Source organism: Lentzea aerocolonigenes (genome assembly GCF_000955955.1).
GTDB lineage: Bacteria > Actinomycetota > Actinomycetes > Mycobacteriales > Pseudonocardiaceae > Lentzea > Lentzea aerocolonigenes_A.
Genome location: NZ_JYJG01000049.1, coordinates 1 through 13,413, shown reverse-complemented (window position 1 = coordinate 13,413; position 13,413 = coordinate 1). Strand labels below are relative to the sequence as shown.

17 protein-coding genes and 1 tRNA gene are annotated in these 13,413 nt (G+C 68.9%); 8 read left to right on the top strand and 10 right to left on the bottom strand.

Annotated features, from left to right (window positions below):
• Nucleotides 1-70 precede the first annotated feature (70 nt).
• Nucleotides 71-934 (top strand): oxygenase MpaB family protein, encoded by an 864-nt coding sequence (locus UK23_RS09025; protein WP_045310953.1) that lies wholly within the window; start codon nucleotides 71-73, stop codon nucleotides 932-934.
• Here UK23_RS09025 and UK23_RS09020 read toward each other — a convergent pair.
• Nucleotides 840-1,343, bottom strand: a complete 504-nt coding sequence (locus UK23_RS09020) for a GNAT family N-acetyltransferase (protein WP_045310952.1) — start codon at nucleotides 1,341-1,343, stop codon at nucleotides 840-842. The genes UK23_RS09025 and UK23_RS09020 overlap by 95 nt on opposite strands.
• Nucleotides 1,344-1,450: 107 nt before the next feature.
• On the opposite strand from UK23_RS09020, the gene UK23_RS09015 reads away from it, so the two are divergent.
• Nucleotides 1,451-1,525: transfer RNA gene (locus tag UK23_RS09015), tRNA-Ile, on the top strand.
• Nucleotides 1,526-1,640: 115 nt separating this feature from the next.
• On the opposite strand, the gene UK23_RS09010 is transcribed toward UK23_RS09015, so the two are convergent.
• Nucleotides 1,641-1,922, bottom strand: coding sequence for a phage repressor protein (locus UK23_RS09010; RefSeq protein WP_196777667.1), 282 nt, complete (start codon nucleotides 1,920-1,922; stop codon nucleotides 1,641-1,643).
• 92 nt (nucleotides 1,923-2,014) lie between these two features.
• Complete coding sequence (locus tag UK23_RS09005) at nucleotides 2,015-2,569, bottom strand: TetR/AcrR family transcriptional regulator (RefSeq protein WP_045310950.1); 555 nt, start codon at nucleotides 2,567-2,569, stop codon at nucleotides 2,015-2,017.
• Between the two features lie 109 nt (nucleotides 2,570-2,678).
• On the opposite strand from UK23_RS09005, the gene UK23_RS09000 reads away from it, so the two are divergent.
• Nucleotides 2,679-3,380 carry an SDR family NAD(P)-dependent oxidoreductase gene (locus UK23_RS09000; protein ID WP_045310949.1) on the top strand — a complete coding sequence of 234 codons (702 nt, stop codon included), beginning with the start codon at nucleotides 2,679-2,681 and terminating at the stop codon, nucleotides 3,378-3,380.
• Here the strand turns inward: UK23_RS09000 and UK23_RS08995 are convergent.
• A complete protein-coding gene (locus UK23_RS08995; RefSeq protein ID WP_045310948.1) occupies nucleotides 3,377-4,108 on the bottom strand; it encodes an AraC family transcriptional regulator in 732 nt (243 codons plus the stop codon). The two genes, UK23_RS09000 and UK23_RS08995, sit on opposite strands and share 4 nt — an antisense overlap.
• 53 nt (nucleotides 4,109-4,161) lie before the next feature.
• Here UK23_RS08995 and UK23_RS08990 point away from each other — a divergent pair, with 53 nt between their 5' ends.
• The 3 genes from UK23_RS08990 to UK23_RS08985 are packed head-to-tail and all read left to right on the top strand — an operon-like array spanning nucleotide 4,162 to nucleotide 6,187.
• Nucleotides 4,162-4,968, top strand: coding sequence for an MFS transporter (locus tag UK23_RS08990; RefSeq protein ID WP_231114431.1), 807 nt, complete (start codon nucleotides 4,162-4,164; stop codon nucleotides 4,966-4,968).
• 13 nt (nucleotides 4,969-4,981) lie between these two features.
• Nucleotides 4,982-5,302 (top strand): hypothetical protein, encoded by a 321-nt coding sequence (locus tag UK23_RS53635; RefSeq protein ID WP_231114430.1) that lies wholly within the window; start codon nucleotides 4,982-4,984, stop codon nucleotides 5,300-5,302.
• Between the two features lie 15 nt (nucleotides 5,303-5,317).
• Nucleotides 5,318-6,187: an exodeoxyribonuclease III gene (locus UK23_RS08985; protein WP_156212973.1), complete on the top strand. Its 870-nt coding sequence runs from the start codon at nucleotides 5,318-5,320 to the stop codon at nucleotides 6,185-6,187.
• Here the strand turns inward: UK23_RS08985 and UK23_RS08980 are convergent.
• From UK23_RS08980 to UK23_RS08965, 5 genes are all read right to left on the bottom strand, one after another.
• Entirely contained in the window at nucleotides 6,179-7,507 is a 1,329-nt protein-coding gene (locus tag UK23_RS08980) for a HAMP domain-containing sensor histidine kinase (RefSeq protein WP_045310947.1), read from the bottom strand. The two genes, UK23_RS08985 and UK23_RS08980, sit on opposite strands and share 9 nt — an antisense overlap.
• Nucleotides 7,504-8,175: a response regulator transcription factor gene (locus UK23_RS08975; protein WP_045310946.1), complete on the bottom strand. Its 672-nt coding sequence runs from the start codon at nucleotides 8,173-8,175 to the stop codon at nucleotides 7,504-7,506. Before UK23_RS08975 ends, UK23_RS08980 begins: the two co-directional genes overlap by 4 nt.
• 4 nt (nucleotides 8,176-8,179) lie before the next feature.
• Entirely contained in the window at nucleotides 8,180-8,311 is a 132-nt protein-coding gene (locus UK23_RS54525; RefSeq protein WP_269112252.1) for a hypothetical protein, read from the bottom strand.
• Nucleotides 8,308-8,670 (bottom strand): hypothetical protein, encoded by a 363-nt coding sequence (locus UK23_RS08970; protein WP_045310945.1) that lies wholly within the window; start codon nucleotides 8,668-8,670, stop codon nucleotides 8,308-8,310. Before UK23_RS08970 ends, UK23_RS54525 begins: the two co-directional genes overlap by 4 nt.
• 73 nt (nucleotides 8,671-8,743) lie before the next feature.
• Entirely contained in the window at nucleotides 8,744-9,616 is an 873-nt protein-coding gene (locus UK23_RS08965) for a hypothetical protein (protein ID WP_156212972.1), read from the bottom strand.
• A gap of 159 nt (nucleotides 9,617-9,775) precedes the next feature.
• Here UK23_RS08965 and UK23_RS08960 point away from each other — a divergent pair, with 159 nt between their 5' ends.
• Nucleotides 9,776-10,135 (top strand): hypothetical protein, encoded by a 360-nt coding sequence (locus UK23_RS08960; RefSeq protein ID WP_045310944.1) that lies wholly within the window; start codon nucleotides 9,776-9,778, stop codon nucleotides 10,133-10,135.
• A 15-nt stretch (nucleotides 10,136-10,150) separates the two neighbouring features.
• On the opposite strand, the gene UK23_RS08955 is transcribed toward UK23_RS08960, so the two are convergent.
• On the bottom strand, nucleotides 10,151-10,930 hold the full coding sequence (locus UK23_RS08955) for a hypothetical protein (RefSeq protein WP_045310943.1): 780 nt from the start codon (nucleotides 10,928-10,930) through the stop codon (nucleotides 10,151-10,153).
• A 235-nt stretch (nucleotides 10,931-11,165) separates the two neighbouring features.
• On the opposite strand from UK23_RS08955, the gene UK23_RS08950 reads away from it, so the two are divergent.
• Nucleotides 11,166-13,343, top strand: coding sequence for an ATP-binding protein (locus tag UK23_RS08950; protein WP_052684493.1), 2,178 nt, complete (start codon nucleotides 11,166-11,168; stop codon nucleotides 13,341-13,343).
• Nucleotides 13,344-13,413: the final 70 nt, after the last annotated feature.

Below are 13,413 nucleotides of genomic sequence, written 5' to 3'. Positions count from 1 at the left end.
CTTAGCCACCAGGCCCCAGTCATCCGACTGGGGCCTGGTGCTTTTTCGGCGTCTGAGCCAGCTTGGGTGGATGTCCCGCTTCGCGAACCTCCGCCGCATCTCCTCGCTCGACCCGGTCGCCGACCACGAGGAGATCATGCGGATCTCCGCTGGCCTCGAGTTCCCGTGGGACTACCAGAAGTCGCTGGAGCTGGCGCTGTTCCGCACGTACTGCGTGCCGTCGATCTCGGGCCTGCTCGAGCGCACCGGAGAGTTCGAACGCCGCCCGCAGAAGCGCTACGACGACACCGCCGTGCTGATGGCCGAACTCGTCGAACACGGCTACGACTCGCCGCGCGGCCGGGAAGCCCTGCGCGTGGTGAACCGGCAGCACGGCCGTTACCCGATCTCCAACGACGACATGCTCTACGTGCTGTCGACGTTCGTCTTCGACCCCATCGACTGGCTGCTGCGCTACGGCTGGCGGCCGTTGACGGTGTCCGAGCAGCTGGCGGCGTTCCACTTCTACCGCGCGGTCGGGTGCCGGATGGGGATCCGTTCGATTCCCTCCGACTTCGGCGCTTTCCGGGCCTTCAAAGAGGCTTACGAAGCCGAGCACTTCGTGTTCGCCTCGTCGAACCGCCGGATCGGGCAGTACACGCTCGACCTGTTCTGCTCCTGGTACCCGTCGGCGCTGTCGCCGTTCGTCTCGCGAGCGGTGGTCGGCATGCTGGATCCGCGGATGGTGCGGGCCTTCGGGTTCTCCGCTCCTGGCGCGTGGGTCGGGGCAGCGGGCCGGCTGGCACTGCGAGTGCGGGCGCTGGTGGTCCGCCACATGCCGGTGCGCAGGGCTTTGAAACTCACGCGCGCACGGAACCGCACCTACCCCGGCTACCCGGACGGCTACCGGCCGTCGGACCTCGGCGCGATCTCCAGCACGCGCCCTGACCGTTGAGCGCGAAACCCATTGCCTTGAGGAACTCCTGGCCGGGCTGGAAGTCGTCGAGCCGCACGTGGAAGTGCGTGATGGCGGGATAGCGCTCCGTGATTGCCCTGACCATCTCCCGGCCGATGCCCCACCGCCGCAGATCCTTGGGCACCAGGAAGAACCCGATGCTCGCGTGGCCCTTTTCGGGGTGGTCGAGGACGAGGTCGACGAACCCGATCATGCCCTGCGCCTCCGCGACCAGCAGGTGCTTCTGCTCGTCCACGGCCCCGTCCGGCAACGCGTAGAAGAGGCTCTGCACGTCACCGGGCCCGGACGGATGCCCAGTGGCAGCCTGGAACCAGTCATCACAGTCGGAGAACAGCCGCAGCACCTCGGGCTCGTCCGCCGGGGTGAAGTCGCGGAGGGTCAAACGCACGCGTGCAGCCTATGTGTCGCTCGCCACGGGGGCGCGCAAGGGCCGTTCGGGCTGATCGGTATCCTCCACCACGCAGCGTGAGCCGGGGAGTGGTGCGCCGCTGCGAGGGGGCAGTAGCTCAACCGGTCAGAGCAGCAGACTCATAATCTGTCAGGTTGTCGGTTCGAATCCGACCTGCCCCATCCGCTCGTGGGTGAGGTGTGTCGGCGGAAAGCGCCGACCCATCTCGCTCCTCGTGACTCTGGGGGACGACCCCCAGACCCCCGCAGGCTCCATGAGTTGCCCGCGTTCGGGTGTTCAGCGTGCGCCTGGATTGGTGAAGGGCGCCTCGTCCACTTCCACGCAGCGGCCGAAGATGCGGTCGCGGCTGGTCCAGCCGTTGATGCGGCCCCTGTTGTTGCCGATCTGCACCCGCTCGCCCGCGATCGCGGTCACCTTGTGCAGGTAGACCGTGCCGGCCACGCGGGCCAGCACGACGTCACCGACGGCGAGGGTGGCCTTGTCGACCGGGGCGACTGTCACCAGTTGGCGGCTGCGGATCAGCGGCACCATCGAGTTGCCGGTCGGCCGGAACCGCACCGTTTCACCTCGCGCGACACGAGAGGCCGCGCTGTCCAGCATTCCCACGCGCCACAGAGTCGGGGTCGGCGGACGGCGGTGCAACGCAGTTTCTACGCGCGCAGGCCTTCCAGGTAGATCGACAGGAAGCGGCGCCACTCGCCCGGCGAGTCGCGGATGACCTGGGCCATCGCCCTGGTCAGCGTGGCCATGTCCGTGATCGAGCAGTCGGCGCGCAGCACGCCGGCGTCGATGGCGCGCGTGATCAGGATGCCGATGTGGCCCTGGCCCCGGTGGCAGGCCGAGACGACTTCCGGGGCGTTCGGGAGGTCGCGGGCCAGGATGTCGTTCAGGCCTAGGTCCTCGGCTTGCAGGGCGTAGAGGTCGTCCAGGTAGCAGGCGAACGCGTGCCACGGGTCCGGGTCGGCCATGGCCTTGTCGCCGATGACGTCGAGGGCGGCGAGGCGCTCCGGGAAGATCGCGCCCAGGAAGTCCTCGCGCGTCGGGAAGTGCTTGTAGAGCGTGCCGATGCTGACCGAGGCGCGGCGGGCGATGTGTTCGAGGGGGACGTCGAGGCCGCGTTCCGCGAAGAGTTCCGCGGCCGCTGCCAGCAGCTTCTCCCGGTTGCGTGCCGCGTCCGCACGCAGGGGCCTCGACGCGGTGACCATGCGCGGATTCTACGCGGCGACTAAGTCGAGGGTGCCCTCGAATTCTGTAGTAGCGTCGGCCGCAGTAAGTCGAGGGCTGCCTCGAATTAGGTCGAGAAGGGTGAAAGCCATGTCTCCCACCGCTGTTGTGCTCGGGATCGGTCCTGGGCTGGGCATGTCGATCGCGCATCGGTTCGGGCGCGAGGGCTACGACGTCGCGCTGGTGTCGCGTCGCGGTGATCGGCATGCCGGGTATCTCGCCGCGCTCGCCGGAGCGGGGGTGAAAGCGCGGGCGTTCGTCGCCGATCTGCAGGACCGTGAGCTGTTGTTGTCCACATTGGACGAGATCGGGCCGGCCGACGTCGTGTACTACGGGCCAGGTGCCAGTGATCTCAAGGGCATGCCGGGTGAGATCACGTCGGCCACGTCCGCCGAGGCGCGGGCGGCCATGGGGTGGGTCTACCCGGCCATCGACGTCGTTCAGCACGCGCTGCCGGGTCTCGTCGAACGGGGAGGTGGGCTGCTGTTCGCCGGTGGGCTGAGCGCGGTGGTGCCGATGCCGATGCTCGGTGCGTTGGCGCTGGGGTCGGCCGCGTTGCGCAACTACGCCCTGACGCTGAACGCGGCGCTCAGCGACAAGGGCGTGTACGCGGGCACGCTCACGATCGGCGGTGCCATCGAACGCAGCGACATCTACGAGCTGGTCGCGAGCGACCCGCAGACGTTCGGTGATCTGGGCGGGCGCACTCTCGACCCCGATGAGATCGCGGAGACGGCGTGGCAGATGTTCCTCAAGAGGGACCGGGCCGAGGAGGTGTTCAACGTGCTCTAGAGGTACGAGCCCGGGGTGTGGCCGAGCGAGCGGCGGAACACGTCGATGAACGCGCTCGCGGTGGCGAACCCGCACTGCTGGGCCACGGAGGTGACCGAAACGCCCTCGGCCAGCAGGCGAAGTGCGTGGTAGAGGCGTAGTTGGGTGCGCCACTGGGGGAACGTCATGGCGAGCTCGTCGCGGAACAGGCGGGTCAAGGTCCGGCCGCTCGCGCCCGCCACCCGACCGAGAGCGTCGAGGCCGCGTGAGTCCGAGGGGTCGGCCTCGAGCAGCGAGCAGACCGTGGCGAGGCGGGGGTCGCGGGCGGCGGGGACGTGCACCGGTTGTTCGGACGCGGTGGCGAGCTGGTCGAGCAGGACCAGACGCATTCGTTTGGCGGCAGGGGTTTCTCGGTGGGTGAGCGAGGTGTAGGCGATCAGCAGTTCGCGCAGCAGCGGGGAGACCGCGAGCGCGGAGGGCGACCGGAGCTTCAACGGGTTCTGCGTGAGGCCGAGGAAATGCAGCCGTGTGACGCCGTACGCGCGGTGTGAATGCACTGTGCCAGAAGGAATCCACAGCGCGCGGTGGGCGGGCGCGATCCAACGCGACGACTCGGTGTGCACGGCCACGACGCCGCGGCTGGCGTAGACGATCTGGTTCTCATCGTGCCAGTGTGGGGTGACCGTGGCGGCTGCGGCCAGGTCGCGGCTCGTGGTCGGGGCCGCGGGCTGGTGGCGAGTATTCGACATATGTCGGCAGAATATCGGAATCGCGAACCGCTGTGGGAGCGCACGATCGGGGCGTGAACCACTCGAAATGGCGAATGACGGTCCTGGTCGCCGGGCACGCGGTGGACGACCTCTACCAAGGGGCCGTCCCCGCCGTCGTCCCGTTCCTCATCGCCGAACGCTCCTACGGTTACGTCGCGGCGGCCGGCATCACGGTCGCCGCGACGCTGCTGTCGTCGGTCGTGCAACCGTTGTTCGGCATCCTGACCGATCGGCGCGCCATGCCGTGGTTGGTGCCCGTAGGCATGACCGTGGCCGGTGTGGGCATCGGACTGTGCGGGCTCGGCGAGTCGTATCTGTTCACGTGGCTCGCGATCGCGTTGTCGGGCCTCGGAGTCGCCGCGTACCACCCGGAGGCCGCGAGGCTCGCCCGCCGCGTGTCCCGCGACGGCCACATCGGCATGAGCTGGTTCGCCTTGGGCGGCAACGCGGGGTTCGCGCTCGGCCCGGTGCTCGTCACGCCGGTGCTGGCGTTCGGAGGACTGCACGCGAGCCCGTTGCTGATGATCCCCGCGCTGCTCGGTGGTGCGTGGACGTTCATGGCGATGAGGGGAGTGCACGGCGCCGCAACACATGCCACCACACACACGGGCCGCGACGACTGGCGCCAGTTCGGACGGCTGACCGTCGTCGTCATCGCGCGCTCGATGGCGACGTTCGGGCTGGCCACGTTCCTCGCGATCTGGGTGGCACAACGGGTCGGCGGCCTCGTCGCGGGCTCGGCCGCCCTGGTGGTGCTGTTCGGGGTCGGGGCTTTGAGCACGTTGCTCGGCGGCGTGCTGGCCGAGCGGTGGGGGCGCATCAATACCAGATGTGTATAAGAGACAGGTTGCGGTGCCTGCGGTTGCGGGCGTCGCGTTGGTGCCGGGACCGGCCGTCTACCTGTCGATTGCGCTCGCCGCCGTGACGCTCTACGTGCCGTTCTCCTTGCACACCACGCTCGGCCAGGACTACCTGCCGAACCGGCTCGGCACCGCGAGCGGCGTCACGCTCGGGCTCGCGGTCAGCGTCGGGGGACTGGCCGCGCCGGTGATCGGGTCGATCGCGAGCGCGACGACTCTCCAGTGGGCCCTGTTGTCCCTCACCGTGCTGCCGGTGATCGCGTGGACCGCGGCCCGCGGCCTGAAGCAGCCAAGTCCTTCGATGCGGGCTTGAGTCTCGTTGACTACGGTGGATTGCGTGCGAGTGGCGACGTGGAACGTGAATTCGGTCAAGCAGCGCGTGCCCCGGCTCCTGCCCTGGCTGGACCAGCGGCGGCCCGACGTCGTGTGCCTGCAGGAGACCAAGCTGGCCGACGACGCCTTCACCGCGCTGCTCGGTTCCGAGCTGTCGAGCCGCGGCTACGAGGTCGCTCTGTTCGGCGAGCCGCAGTGGAACGGCGTGGCCCTGCTGTCCCGTGTCGGTCTCACCGACGTCGAGGTCGGAGTGGCCGGAGCGCCGGGCTTCCCGCACGTGGAGGCACGTGCCGTGGCCGCGACGTGTGGTGGGGTGCGGGTGCACTCGCTGTACGTGCCCAACGGCCGTGAGCCCGAGTCGGACCACTACAAGTACAAGCTGGAGTGGCTGGCCGCGCTGCGGGACGTGCTGCAGGCCGGCCCCGCGGATGCACTGGTGTGCGGGGACATCAACATCGCGCCCACCGACGCCGACGTGTTCGACCCAGAGGCCTACATCGGGCAGACGCACGTGACCGAGCCCGAGCGGGCCGCGTTGCAGGCCATTCAGGCGCTCGGGTTCCACGACGTGGTGCGCGATCGGTGGCCCGCCGAACGGGTCTTCAGCTACTGGGACTACCGGGCCGGGATGTTCCACCGCGACCTGGGCATGCGGATCGACCTGATCCTGGCCAGCGAGAGCATGGCGCCGCGGGTGCAGGCGGCTTGGATCGACCGGCACGCCCGCAAGGGGACCGGGCCCAGTGATCACGCGCCGGTGATCGTGGACCTGGACGAGGCGCCGGACGGGGACATCGGGCCGGTGGTGCCGCCGCCGTCGTCGCCGGGCGCCAAGAAGAAGGTCAAGCTGCCGCAGTCAAAGTAGCTGCTGAAGCTGCTGAGTGGCATCTGACGGCTGCGGGAACGTCACGGTGAAGGCCGCGCCGCCCTCGGGCGCCGGTCCCGCCGTGATCGTGCCGCCCATCCGCGTCACCAGCCCGTGCACCAGCGCGAGCCCCACGCCGGTGCCCACCGGCCGCGACTCCTGGTACCGGGCGTGCAGCACGCCTCGGTCGAACGCCACCGGGTAGTCGTCGGGCGCCAGGCCTGGGCCGCCGTCGCGCACTTCCAGCACGGACGACAGGGCGAGCACGACCGGGCTGCCGGGAGGGGTGACGCGCAGGGCGTTCTCCATCAGGCCGTCGATGACCTGGCGCAGGCGGCGTGCGTCCGCCCAGACCATCGGGGATTCGGTCACGGACAAGGAGAAGGTCACGCCGCGGGCGTTGCAGCGGGCGTGCCAGACCTCGGCGGCCGAGCGGACGACCGGTTCCAGCGCTACGGCTGCCATGTCCAGGCGGAAGTCGTCGGCGCCCAGGCGGGCGAGGTCCAGTAGGTCGGTCACCAGGCGGTCCAGACGGCGCGCCTCGTCGAGGATCACGCCACCCACGGGCGCTACCTGCGAGCCGGTGACAACGCCGTCAGCGAGAGATTCCGCGAACCCTGTCACGGCGGTCAACGGCGTGCGGAGTTCGTGGGAGACGGAGAGAAGGAAGTCGCGTTGGCGGGATTCGCTGCGCTGCAAGGCATCGGCCAAAGAGTTCACCGACGTGGCCACCTCGGCCAACTCGACGGTGCCGACGACCGGGACGCGGAGATCGCGGCGGCCCGCGCTCATCGAGTGGGCGACTGAGGCCACGCGGCGCAGAGGGCGGGCCAGGCGGTTGCCCAGTGCCAAGCCCGCCAGGCAGGCCACGGCCAGGCCGATGCCCAGGGCGAACAGGACGTTGCGGATCAGTTTGCGGTAGGTGTTGCTGGTCTCGGTCTCCTGCACGAGGGCGAAGCCGCCGGCACCGGACGCGCGCGCCTCCACGTTCAGGCGGCCGCTCACACCGGAGACGGGTGGGCCGCCGACGACGCGCTCGACGTGCACCTCGCGGGCCGCGCGGACGGCGGCTCGGTCGGAGCCGGTCACCTCGCCGGCAGGAGAGATGCGGACGATGGCGATGCCTTGGCCTTCGAGGAGTTGCGAGGTGCGGTTGTTGGAGACGGAACCGGACACCACGTCGGCCTGCGAACGGAGGAACTCGCGGCTCACCTGTTGCGAGGTGGAAAGGACCAACCGGACGGAGACGATGCCCGCGACCAGTACGGCGACGAACGCGACTCCCAGGCACACCAAGGCGATGCGGACACCCAGGTTCATGACGCGTCCGCCGAGTAGCCGACGCCGCGCACTGTCCGAATCGGACTCGACGAACCGAACTTGGCCCGCAGCTGGGCGATGTGGACGTCAACCGTGCGAGTACCGGCCACAGAGGCATAACCCCACACAGCACTCAGCAACTGCTCACGCGAGAACACCTGGCGCGGGTTCTTCATCAGGTACGCGAGCAGCCCGAACTCCGTTGACGTCAAGGAGACCTCGTCAGAACCGGCGAACGCACGCCGCTCGCCGATGTCCAGACGCACTGACCCCACCTGCAGAACGTCCGAGACACCGCCGGAAGAACGCCGCAACACCGTCCGCACGCGCAGCGCGAGCTCACGCGGGCTGAACGGCTTGGTGATGTAGTCGTCGGCGCCGAGCTCCAACCCGAGCAACCGGTCCACCTCGTCGTCGCGCGCGGTCACGAACAGCACCGGGGTCCAGTCGCCCGCGGCACGCAGAGCGCGGCAGATCTCGATGCCGTTCATGCCGGGCAGGCCGACGTCCAGAACGACGGCCACCGGCGACAACGAACGGACCGCGGCCAGTGCCGCGTCCCCCGAGGACTCGACCTGCACGCCGAACCCGTCGCGCCGCAAGTACAACGCGACGAGTTCGGCGATCGCCGGTTCGTCCTCCACGACGAGCACCAGGCCACGTTCCACGCGTTCACCCCGGCTGGTTGATGTCCGACTCGATGCTGTTCAACGTTGATTCCACATCATCGAGGTCCGACACCGGCGCCTCACCCCGGCACGCCGTCAAGGACACCAGCAACGCCAGCACCGCGATCCACCTCACTTGGACCCGCAATGCTCGGCCTTGAACTTCCCGACACGCTCAGCAGCCTTGCCCAGCTTCACGAGCTGCGCGTCCCGCAGCTTCAGCCGGGCGTCCAGGACGTCCGCGCGCGCCGTGTTGCCGGCCTTGCGCGCGTCCGCGGCCTTCTGCTCGATCCACTTCTTCGAGCCCAGCGTCTCCGGGCTGCCGTTGATCTTGTCGGTCAGCGCCTTCACCCGAGCCTCGACCCTGGGCACCCGCTGAGAGCAGATCTTCTCCACCTTCTCGGGGCTGATCGTGATCGGTTCCTGCGCGGACGCGGTCCCAGCGCCCAACAGCAGCATCCCCGCCACGAGCCCACCGATTCGCGAAATGTTCATGGCAGAACGATGACCGAGCACCATCAGAGCCCAGTCCGCCGAATGTTCGGGTTGTGCAAAGAAACGCCAGAAGTCAGCGCAGCGACACACCACGGGATGCGGCGGCCTGAATCATCGGCCGCATCCGGTCCCACACCCGCTCGGACCGCAACCCCTCGGCAGCGCTCACCGCCTGCATCGCGATCGTCCGGCCCTCGTCGTCGTCCCCGTCCAGGAAGTGGCACGAGGCCAGCGCGATCAGGCAGAACGTCCAGCTCCGCGCCATCGCCGGCCCGAACCGCTCGATCGCCGACGACAACGCCGGAATTGCGTGCCGGGTGTCGCCGAGCTCGGCGTAGACGGTCCCGATCATCGCCGTCAGGTCGGTTTCGTCGTGAAACCGAGCCCAATCCGGCACATGGGCCAAGTCCGCGCGCGCGAACGAGTCCTGCGCCTTTCCCAGCGCACGCAACGCTTCCGCGGAACGGGCCTGACGCGCGTATGCCCACGCCTCGTTCGCGTGCATGATGCTCGACGCCAACGGCGTGAACGCACCCCTTTGGAAGTAGGACAGGGCATCGCCCGGTGCGCCGTGATGGAGGTGCACGCGCCCACGCCGGTAGACGATGTTGGTGGTCAGGTCCTCGTCGTGACGCGCGAAATCCAGCGCACGGTCGAAGTGGTGGTACGCGGCCCCGACCTGGCCGCTGTCGAACGACGTCCACCCGGCGAGGTTGTGCAGATCGGCGACGGCGGACAGCAGGCGCGACCGCACGTCGTCCGAAGCCGAAGCCGCGAGCAGCTGCTGCGCCCAGTAGATCCGCACGACGACGGCGTCCCGGCACGCTCCTCCGCCGTACTGGTAGTCGACCGACCTCAGCGAATGCGTCTGCGACTCCAGCTGTTCCACATCGCTCATGCCGATGCGGGCGGAGTGCGGGGGAGGGAAGTACGCAGGATCTGCCATGTGGAATACCTCTGCGCCGCGTCGTCTGAACTCGAGCGTAAGGCGCGCACGACAGAGTGAGAAGAGGGTTCCGTGCCGAATGGAATTCGACGCAAGTGGCGATTAAACAGGTATTAATGCGGGTATACCTGAAGCATCCGCAGGAGCAAGGTTGTTCTCATGAGGCGACGTGCGCATCTGCGGCTGGTGACCTCCTTCGAGGGCGAGGACACCACCCTCACCGCGGTGCTCAGCGCCGAGGACCTGGCCGAGGAGCTCGGCCTCGATCCCCACGCCCGAGTCACGTGCGGCCTGCATCGTTGCTGGTTGCACCAGTGCGTCGCCTCGCCGGACCACGTCATCCCCGTCACCGGCCACCGGTGGTGCCGCCCGTGCCGCAGCCCTCTCGAAGTGTTCGTCGACGAGACGTCCGCGAGTCTCGTATGCCCGGTGTGCGGCACTGGCACCCCAGACACCGCGGCCAACCGCCAGGTCGTGCGCGCTTGCCGCACCAGCATCGCGGCGAGCCACGCCCAGTAGAACGACCCGGAAGCGTTAAGCCTGGTGGGTGAAGACGGCGGCTTCCTGGAGATAGCTCGGGGGTCGCTGGCTGTCCTCCGGCACGTCGAGCGACGCCCAGATGATGTGCCGCCCGCCCCCGGCCGGCGTTTCGCCCATGGTGAAGTTGCAGACGGCGATCGACGCGACGTTGCGCCGCATGATGTTCCACTGCCTGAGGTCCAGCCGTGAGGTCGTGCGCACGGCAACGGACATCTTGTCCCCACGCATGCGCAGCAGCAGCGCCAACGGGCTGTCGTCGTCCTCGATGTGCGACACGAGCTCCACGGCCACCTGAGGCGCGACGTCGAGCAACGACTGGACGCCCCACCGTTCGCAGGCGCGCTCGGTGATCCGCTCCGCCACGTGCGGCAGGCATCGGCAGGTGGGCAGCGCCGCGTCGACCCGGTCCTCGTGCCGCAGCCGCACCACGGCGGCGAGTGCGGCCTGAGTCGTGGTGTACATGGGGATGTGCCGCGGCAGACCACGTGCCCCCAAAGTCGATCGCAGCTGGTGATCACTGACGACGAGGCTCAGCGAGATGCCCGGCCAGCGCGCCGCGGACAGCCACACGACGTCGAACACCACGAGCAGCGCGGGCGACTCGGCGACGAGGCCGTCGAGCTCCACCACGACGCCGACGAGCTCCTTGGTGGCGCAGTCCAGCAACACGTCCTGCACCCGCAGGTAGGTGGACCAGTCGAGGCGCCCGCCGAACCGGACGACGAGCACGCCGTTCTGCTCGCGGATGTCCACGCGAAGACCGTCAGCGGCCATGATCCGTCCCTCCCGCAGGCGTCACCCCGGCTTTCAACCCTGGCGATGTCACAACAGGAGCCCTAGGGGGTAACTACCCGTGTTTCGGCGTTGGTGCCTCCGGGGGACCGCGTTGCAGCGGGAGATCGCGCCGACCTAGGGTGCCGCTGTGGGCGGTTCGCTTTCCCCAGGTCGCAAAGGCAATTTGCCTGCTGACACAACTAGTTTCGTCGGCAGGAGGACCGACGTCTCCGAGGTGAGAAGACTCCTGTCCGAGTCTCGTCTCGTCACTCTTACGGGTGTCGGTGGCGTCGGGAAGACACGGCTGGCGCTGAAGGCCGCCGCCGAGACGTCCAGGGCGTTCCGGGACGGGGTGTGGTTCGTCGAACTAGGTGGCGTCACGGACCCGGAACTGGTGGTGCACACGGTTCTGGAGCAGCTGGGCGTCCACGACGACACGGTCCGCCAGCACCGCACCGTTCTGATCGAGCAGCTGCGCGACCGGCACGTGCTGATGATCCTCGACAACTGCGAGCACGTCGTCGAGGCCACCGCCGGCCTCGTGGACGCGTTGCTGCGCGGTGTCCCCGGCCTGCGCGTGCTGATCACCAGCCGCGAACGGCTCGGCGTCGACGGCGAGCACCTGTGGCAGGTCGCGCCGCTGCCGCAGGACCCGGCGCTGACCCTGTTCGCGGAACGGGCCGCGGCCGTCGAGCCGGGGTTCGTCGTCGGAGCGCACAACCACGGCACGGTCACCCAGATCTGCACGCTGCTGGGCGGCATCCCGCTGGCCATCGAACTGGCCGCGGTGCGCCTGCGCGTGCTCACGCTCGAGCACCTCCTGTCCAGATTGGACGACACGTTCCGGGTGCTCCAGGACGGCAAGCGCGGCGGCGATCCGCGCCACCAGACGTTGCAGGCCGCGGTGGACTGGAGCTTCCACCTGTGCACGCGCGCCGAGCAGATCCTGTGGGCGCGGGCGTCGGTCTTCTCCGGCACGTTCGACCTGGAGGCCGCGGAACGGGTCTGCTCCGGCGACAGCGTGGCGGTGGAGGCGATCATGCACTCGCTCGCCGGCCTGGTCGACAAGTCGGTCGTGATCGCAGAGCAGCACCCGGCCGGCACGCGCTTCCGGTTGCTGGAACCGTTGCGCCAGTACGGCCTGGAGAAGCTGCGCGGCGCCGGGCGGGAGCGGGTGATGCGGGAACGGCACCGCGACCACTTCATCGAGTGGGCCGAGGGCCGCGAGAAGGAGTGGTTCGGCCCGGTCCAGCCGCAGATCTTCTCGCGCACCCGCCTGGAACACCAGAATCTGCGGTCAGCGCTGGACTTCTGCTTCGCCGACGACGGCGACCACTGCGTGCACCTCGCCGCCACGCTGTGGTTCTACTGGGCGGGCTGCGGCATGCTCGGCGAGGGCAGGCACTGGCTGGACCGCGCCGTGGCCAGGCCGGCGACGGGCCCGATCCGGGCGAAGGCGCTGTGGGTCAACGGTTACGTCGCGACGTTGCAGGGAGACATCCCCGCCTCGACGCGCATGCTGGAGGAGTGCCGCAAGTACGCGGTGGAGGCGGGTGACGCGCCCGCGCTGGCCTATTCGACCCACCGGCTCGCGTGCACCCATCTGATCGGTGACGACCTCGCCCTCGCGGACAGCCTGTTCGAGGAGGCCATGAACCTCTACCGCGTCCAGGGCACGGTCAACAGCCACACCATGCTCGCGGGCATCGAGCTCGCGATCTCCGCGACCTTCCAGCACGACTTCGCCGCCGCGGAACGGCTGTGCGTCGAGGCGAAGACCGTTGGCGAGCAGCACGGCGAGCTGTGGGCGCAGGCGTACGCGATCTACGTGCTGGCGTTGTGCGCGTGGGTGAGCGGCGATTTCACCAGGGCCGACCAGCTCGGCCGCGAGTGCCTGCGGATCAAGCGGACGTTCCACGACCTGCTCGGCATCGTGCTCGCGATCGAGGTGCTGGCCTGGATCGCGGCCTCGCAGGGCAACGCCGTGCGCGCGGCGACGTTGCTGGGCGCCACGACCGAGATCTGGCAGTCCGTCGGCTACCCGATGTTCGGGTCGCGCTACTTCGGGGCGCCCCACGGCGAATGCGAGTCCAGGACCATCGCCGCGCTGGGCGAGCAGGAGTTCCGCGCCGTGTTCCGCAAAGGCATGGACCTCGAGCTGGACGACGTCATCGCGCTGGCGATCGGTGACCAGCCAGAGCCCGAGCCGGTGATCATCGCCGCCACGCCGCTGACCAAGCGCGAGCAGCAGGTGGCCGACCTGATCGCCGGGGGCCTGACGAACAAGGAGATCGCCGCACGGCTGGTGATCGCGCGCCGGACCGCGGAGGGGCACGTGGAGCGGATCCTGCAGAAGCTCGGCTTCACCTCACGCGCCCAGATCGCCACCTGGGTCACCGAACGCCGCAACTAGGGCCTGTATCGAAGTCCATGTTCGCGATAGCCGGCCCCTGGCGGCACGGCCGGACGACCCACATACAACA

What these genes read in the sequence shown, in the direction of transcription:
- UK23_RS09025 (WP_045310953.1), top strand. Translation starts at nt 71, where the DNA reads ATGTCCCGCTTCGCGAACCTCCGCCGCATCTCCTCGCTCGACCCGGTC.
- UK23_RS09005 (WP_045310950.1), bottom strand. Translation starts at nt 2,569, where the DNA reads ATGGTCACCGCGTCGAGGCCCCTGCGTGCGGACGCGGCACGCAACCGG.
- UK23_RS09000 (WP_045310949.1), top strand. Translation starts at nt 2,679, where the DNA reads ATGTCTCCCACCGCTGTTGTGCTCGGGATCGGTCCTGGGCTGGGCATG.
- UK23_RS08995 (WP_045310948.1), bottom strand. Translation starts at nt 4,108, where the DNA reads ATGTCGAATACTCGCCACCAGCCCGCGGCCCCGACCACGAGCCGCGAC.
- UK23_RS08980 (WP_045310947.1), bottom strand. Translation starts at nt 7,507, where the DNA reads ATGAACCTGGGTGTCCGCATCGCCTTGGTGTGCCTGGGAGTCGCGTTC.
- UK23_RS08970 (WP_045310945.1), bottom strand. Translation starts at nt 8,670, where the DNA reads ATGAACATTTCGCGAATCGGTGGGCTCGTGGCGGGGATGCTGCTGTTG.
- UK23_RS08965 (WP_156212972.1), bottom strand. Translation starts at nt 9,616, where the DNA reads ATGGCAGATCCTGCGTACTTCCCTCCCCCGCACTCCGCCCGCATCGGC.
- UK23_RS08960 (WP_045310944.1), top strand. Translation starts at nt 9,776, where the DNA reads ATGAGGCGACGTGCGCATCTGCGGCTGGTGACCTCCTTCGAGGGCGAG.
- UK23_RS08955 (WP_045310943.1), bottom strand. Translation starts at nt 10,930, where the DNA reads ATGGCCGCTGACGGTCTTCGCGTGGACATCCGCGAGCAGAACGGCGTG.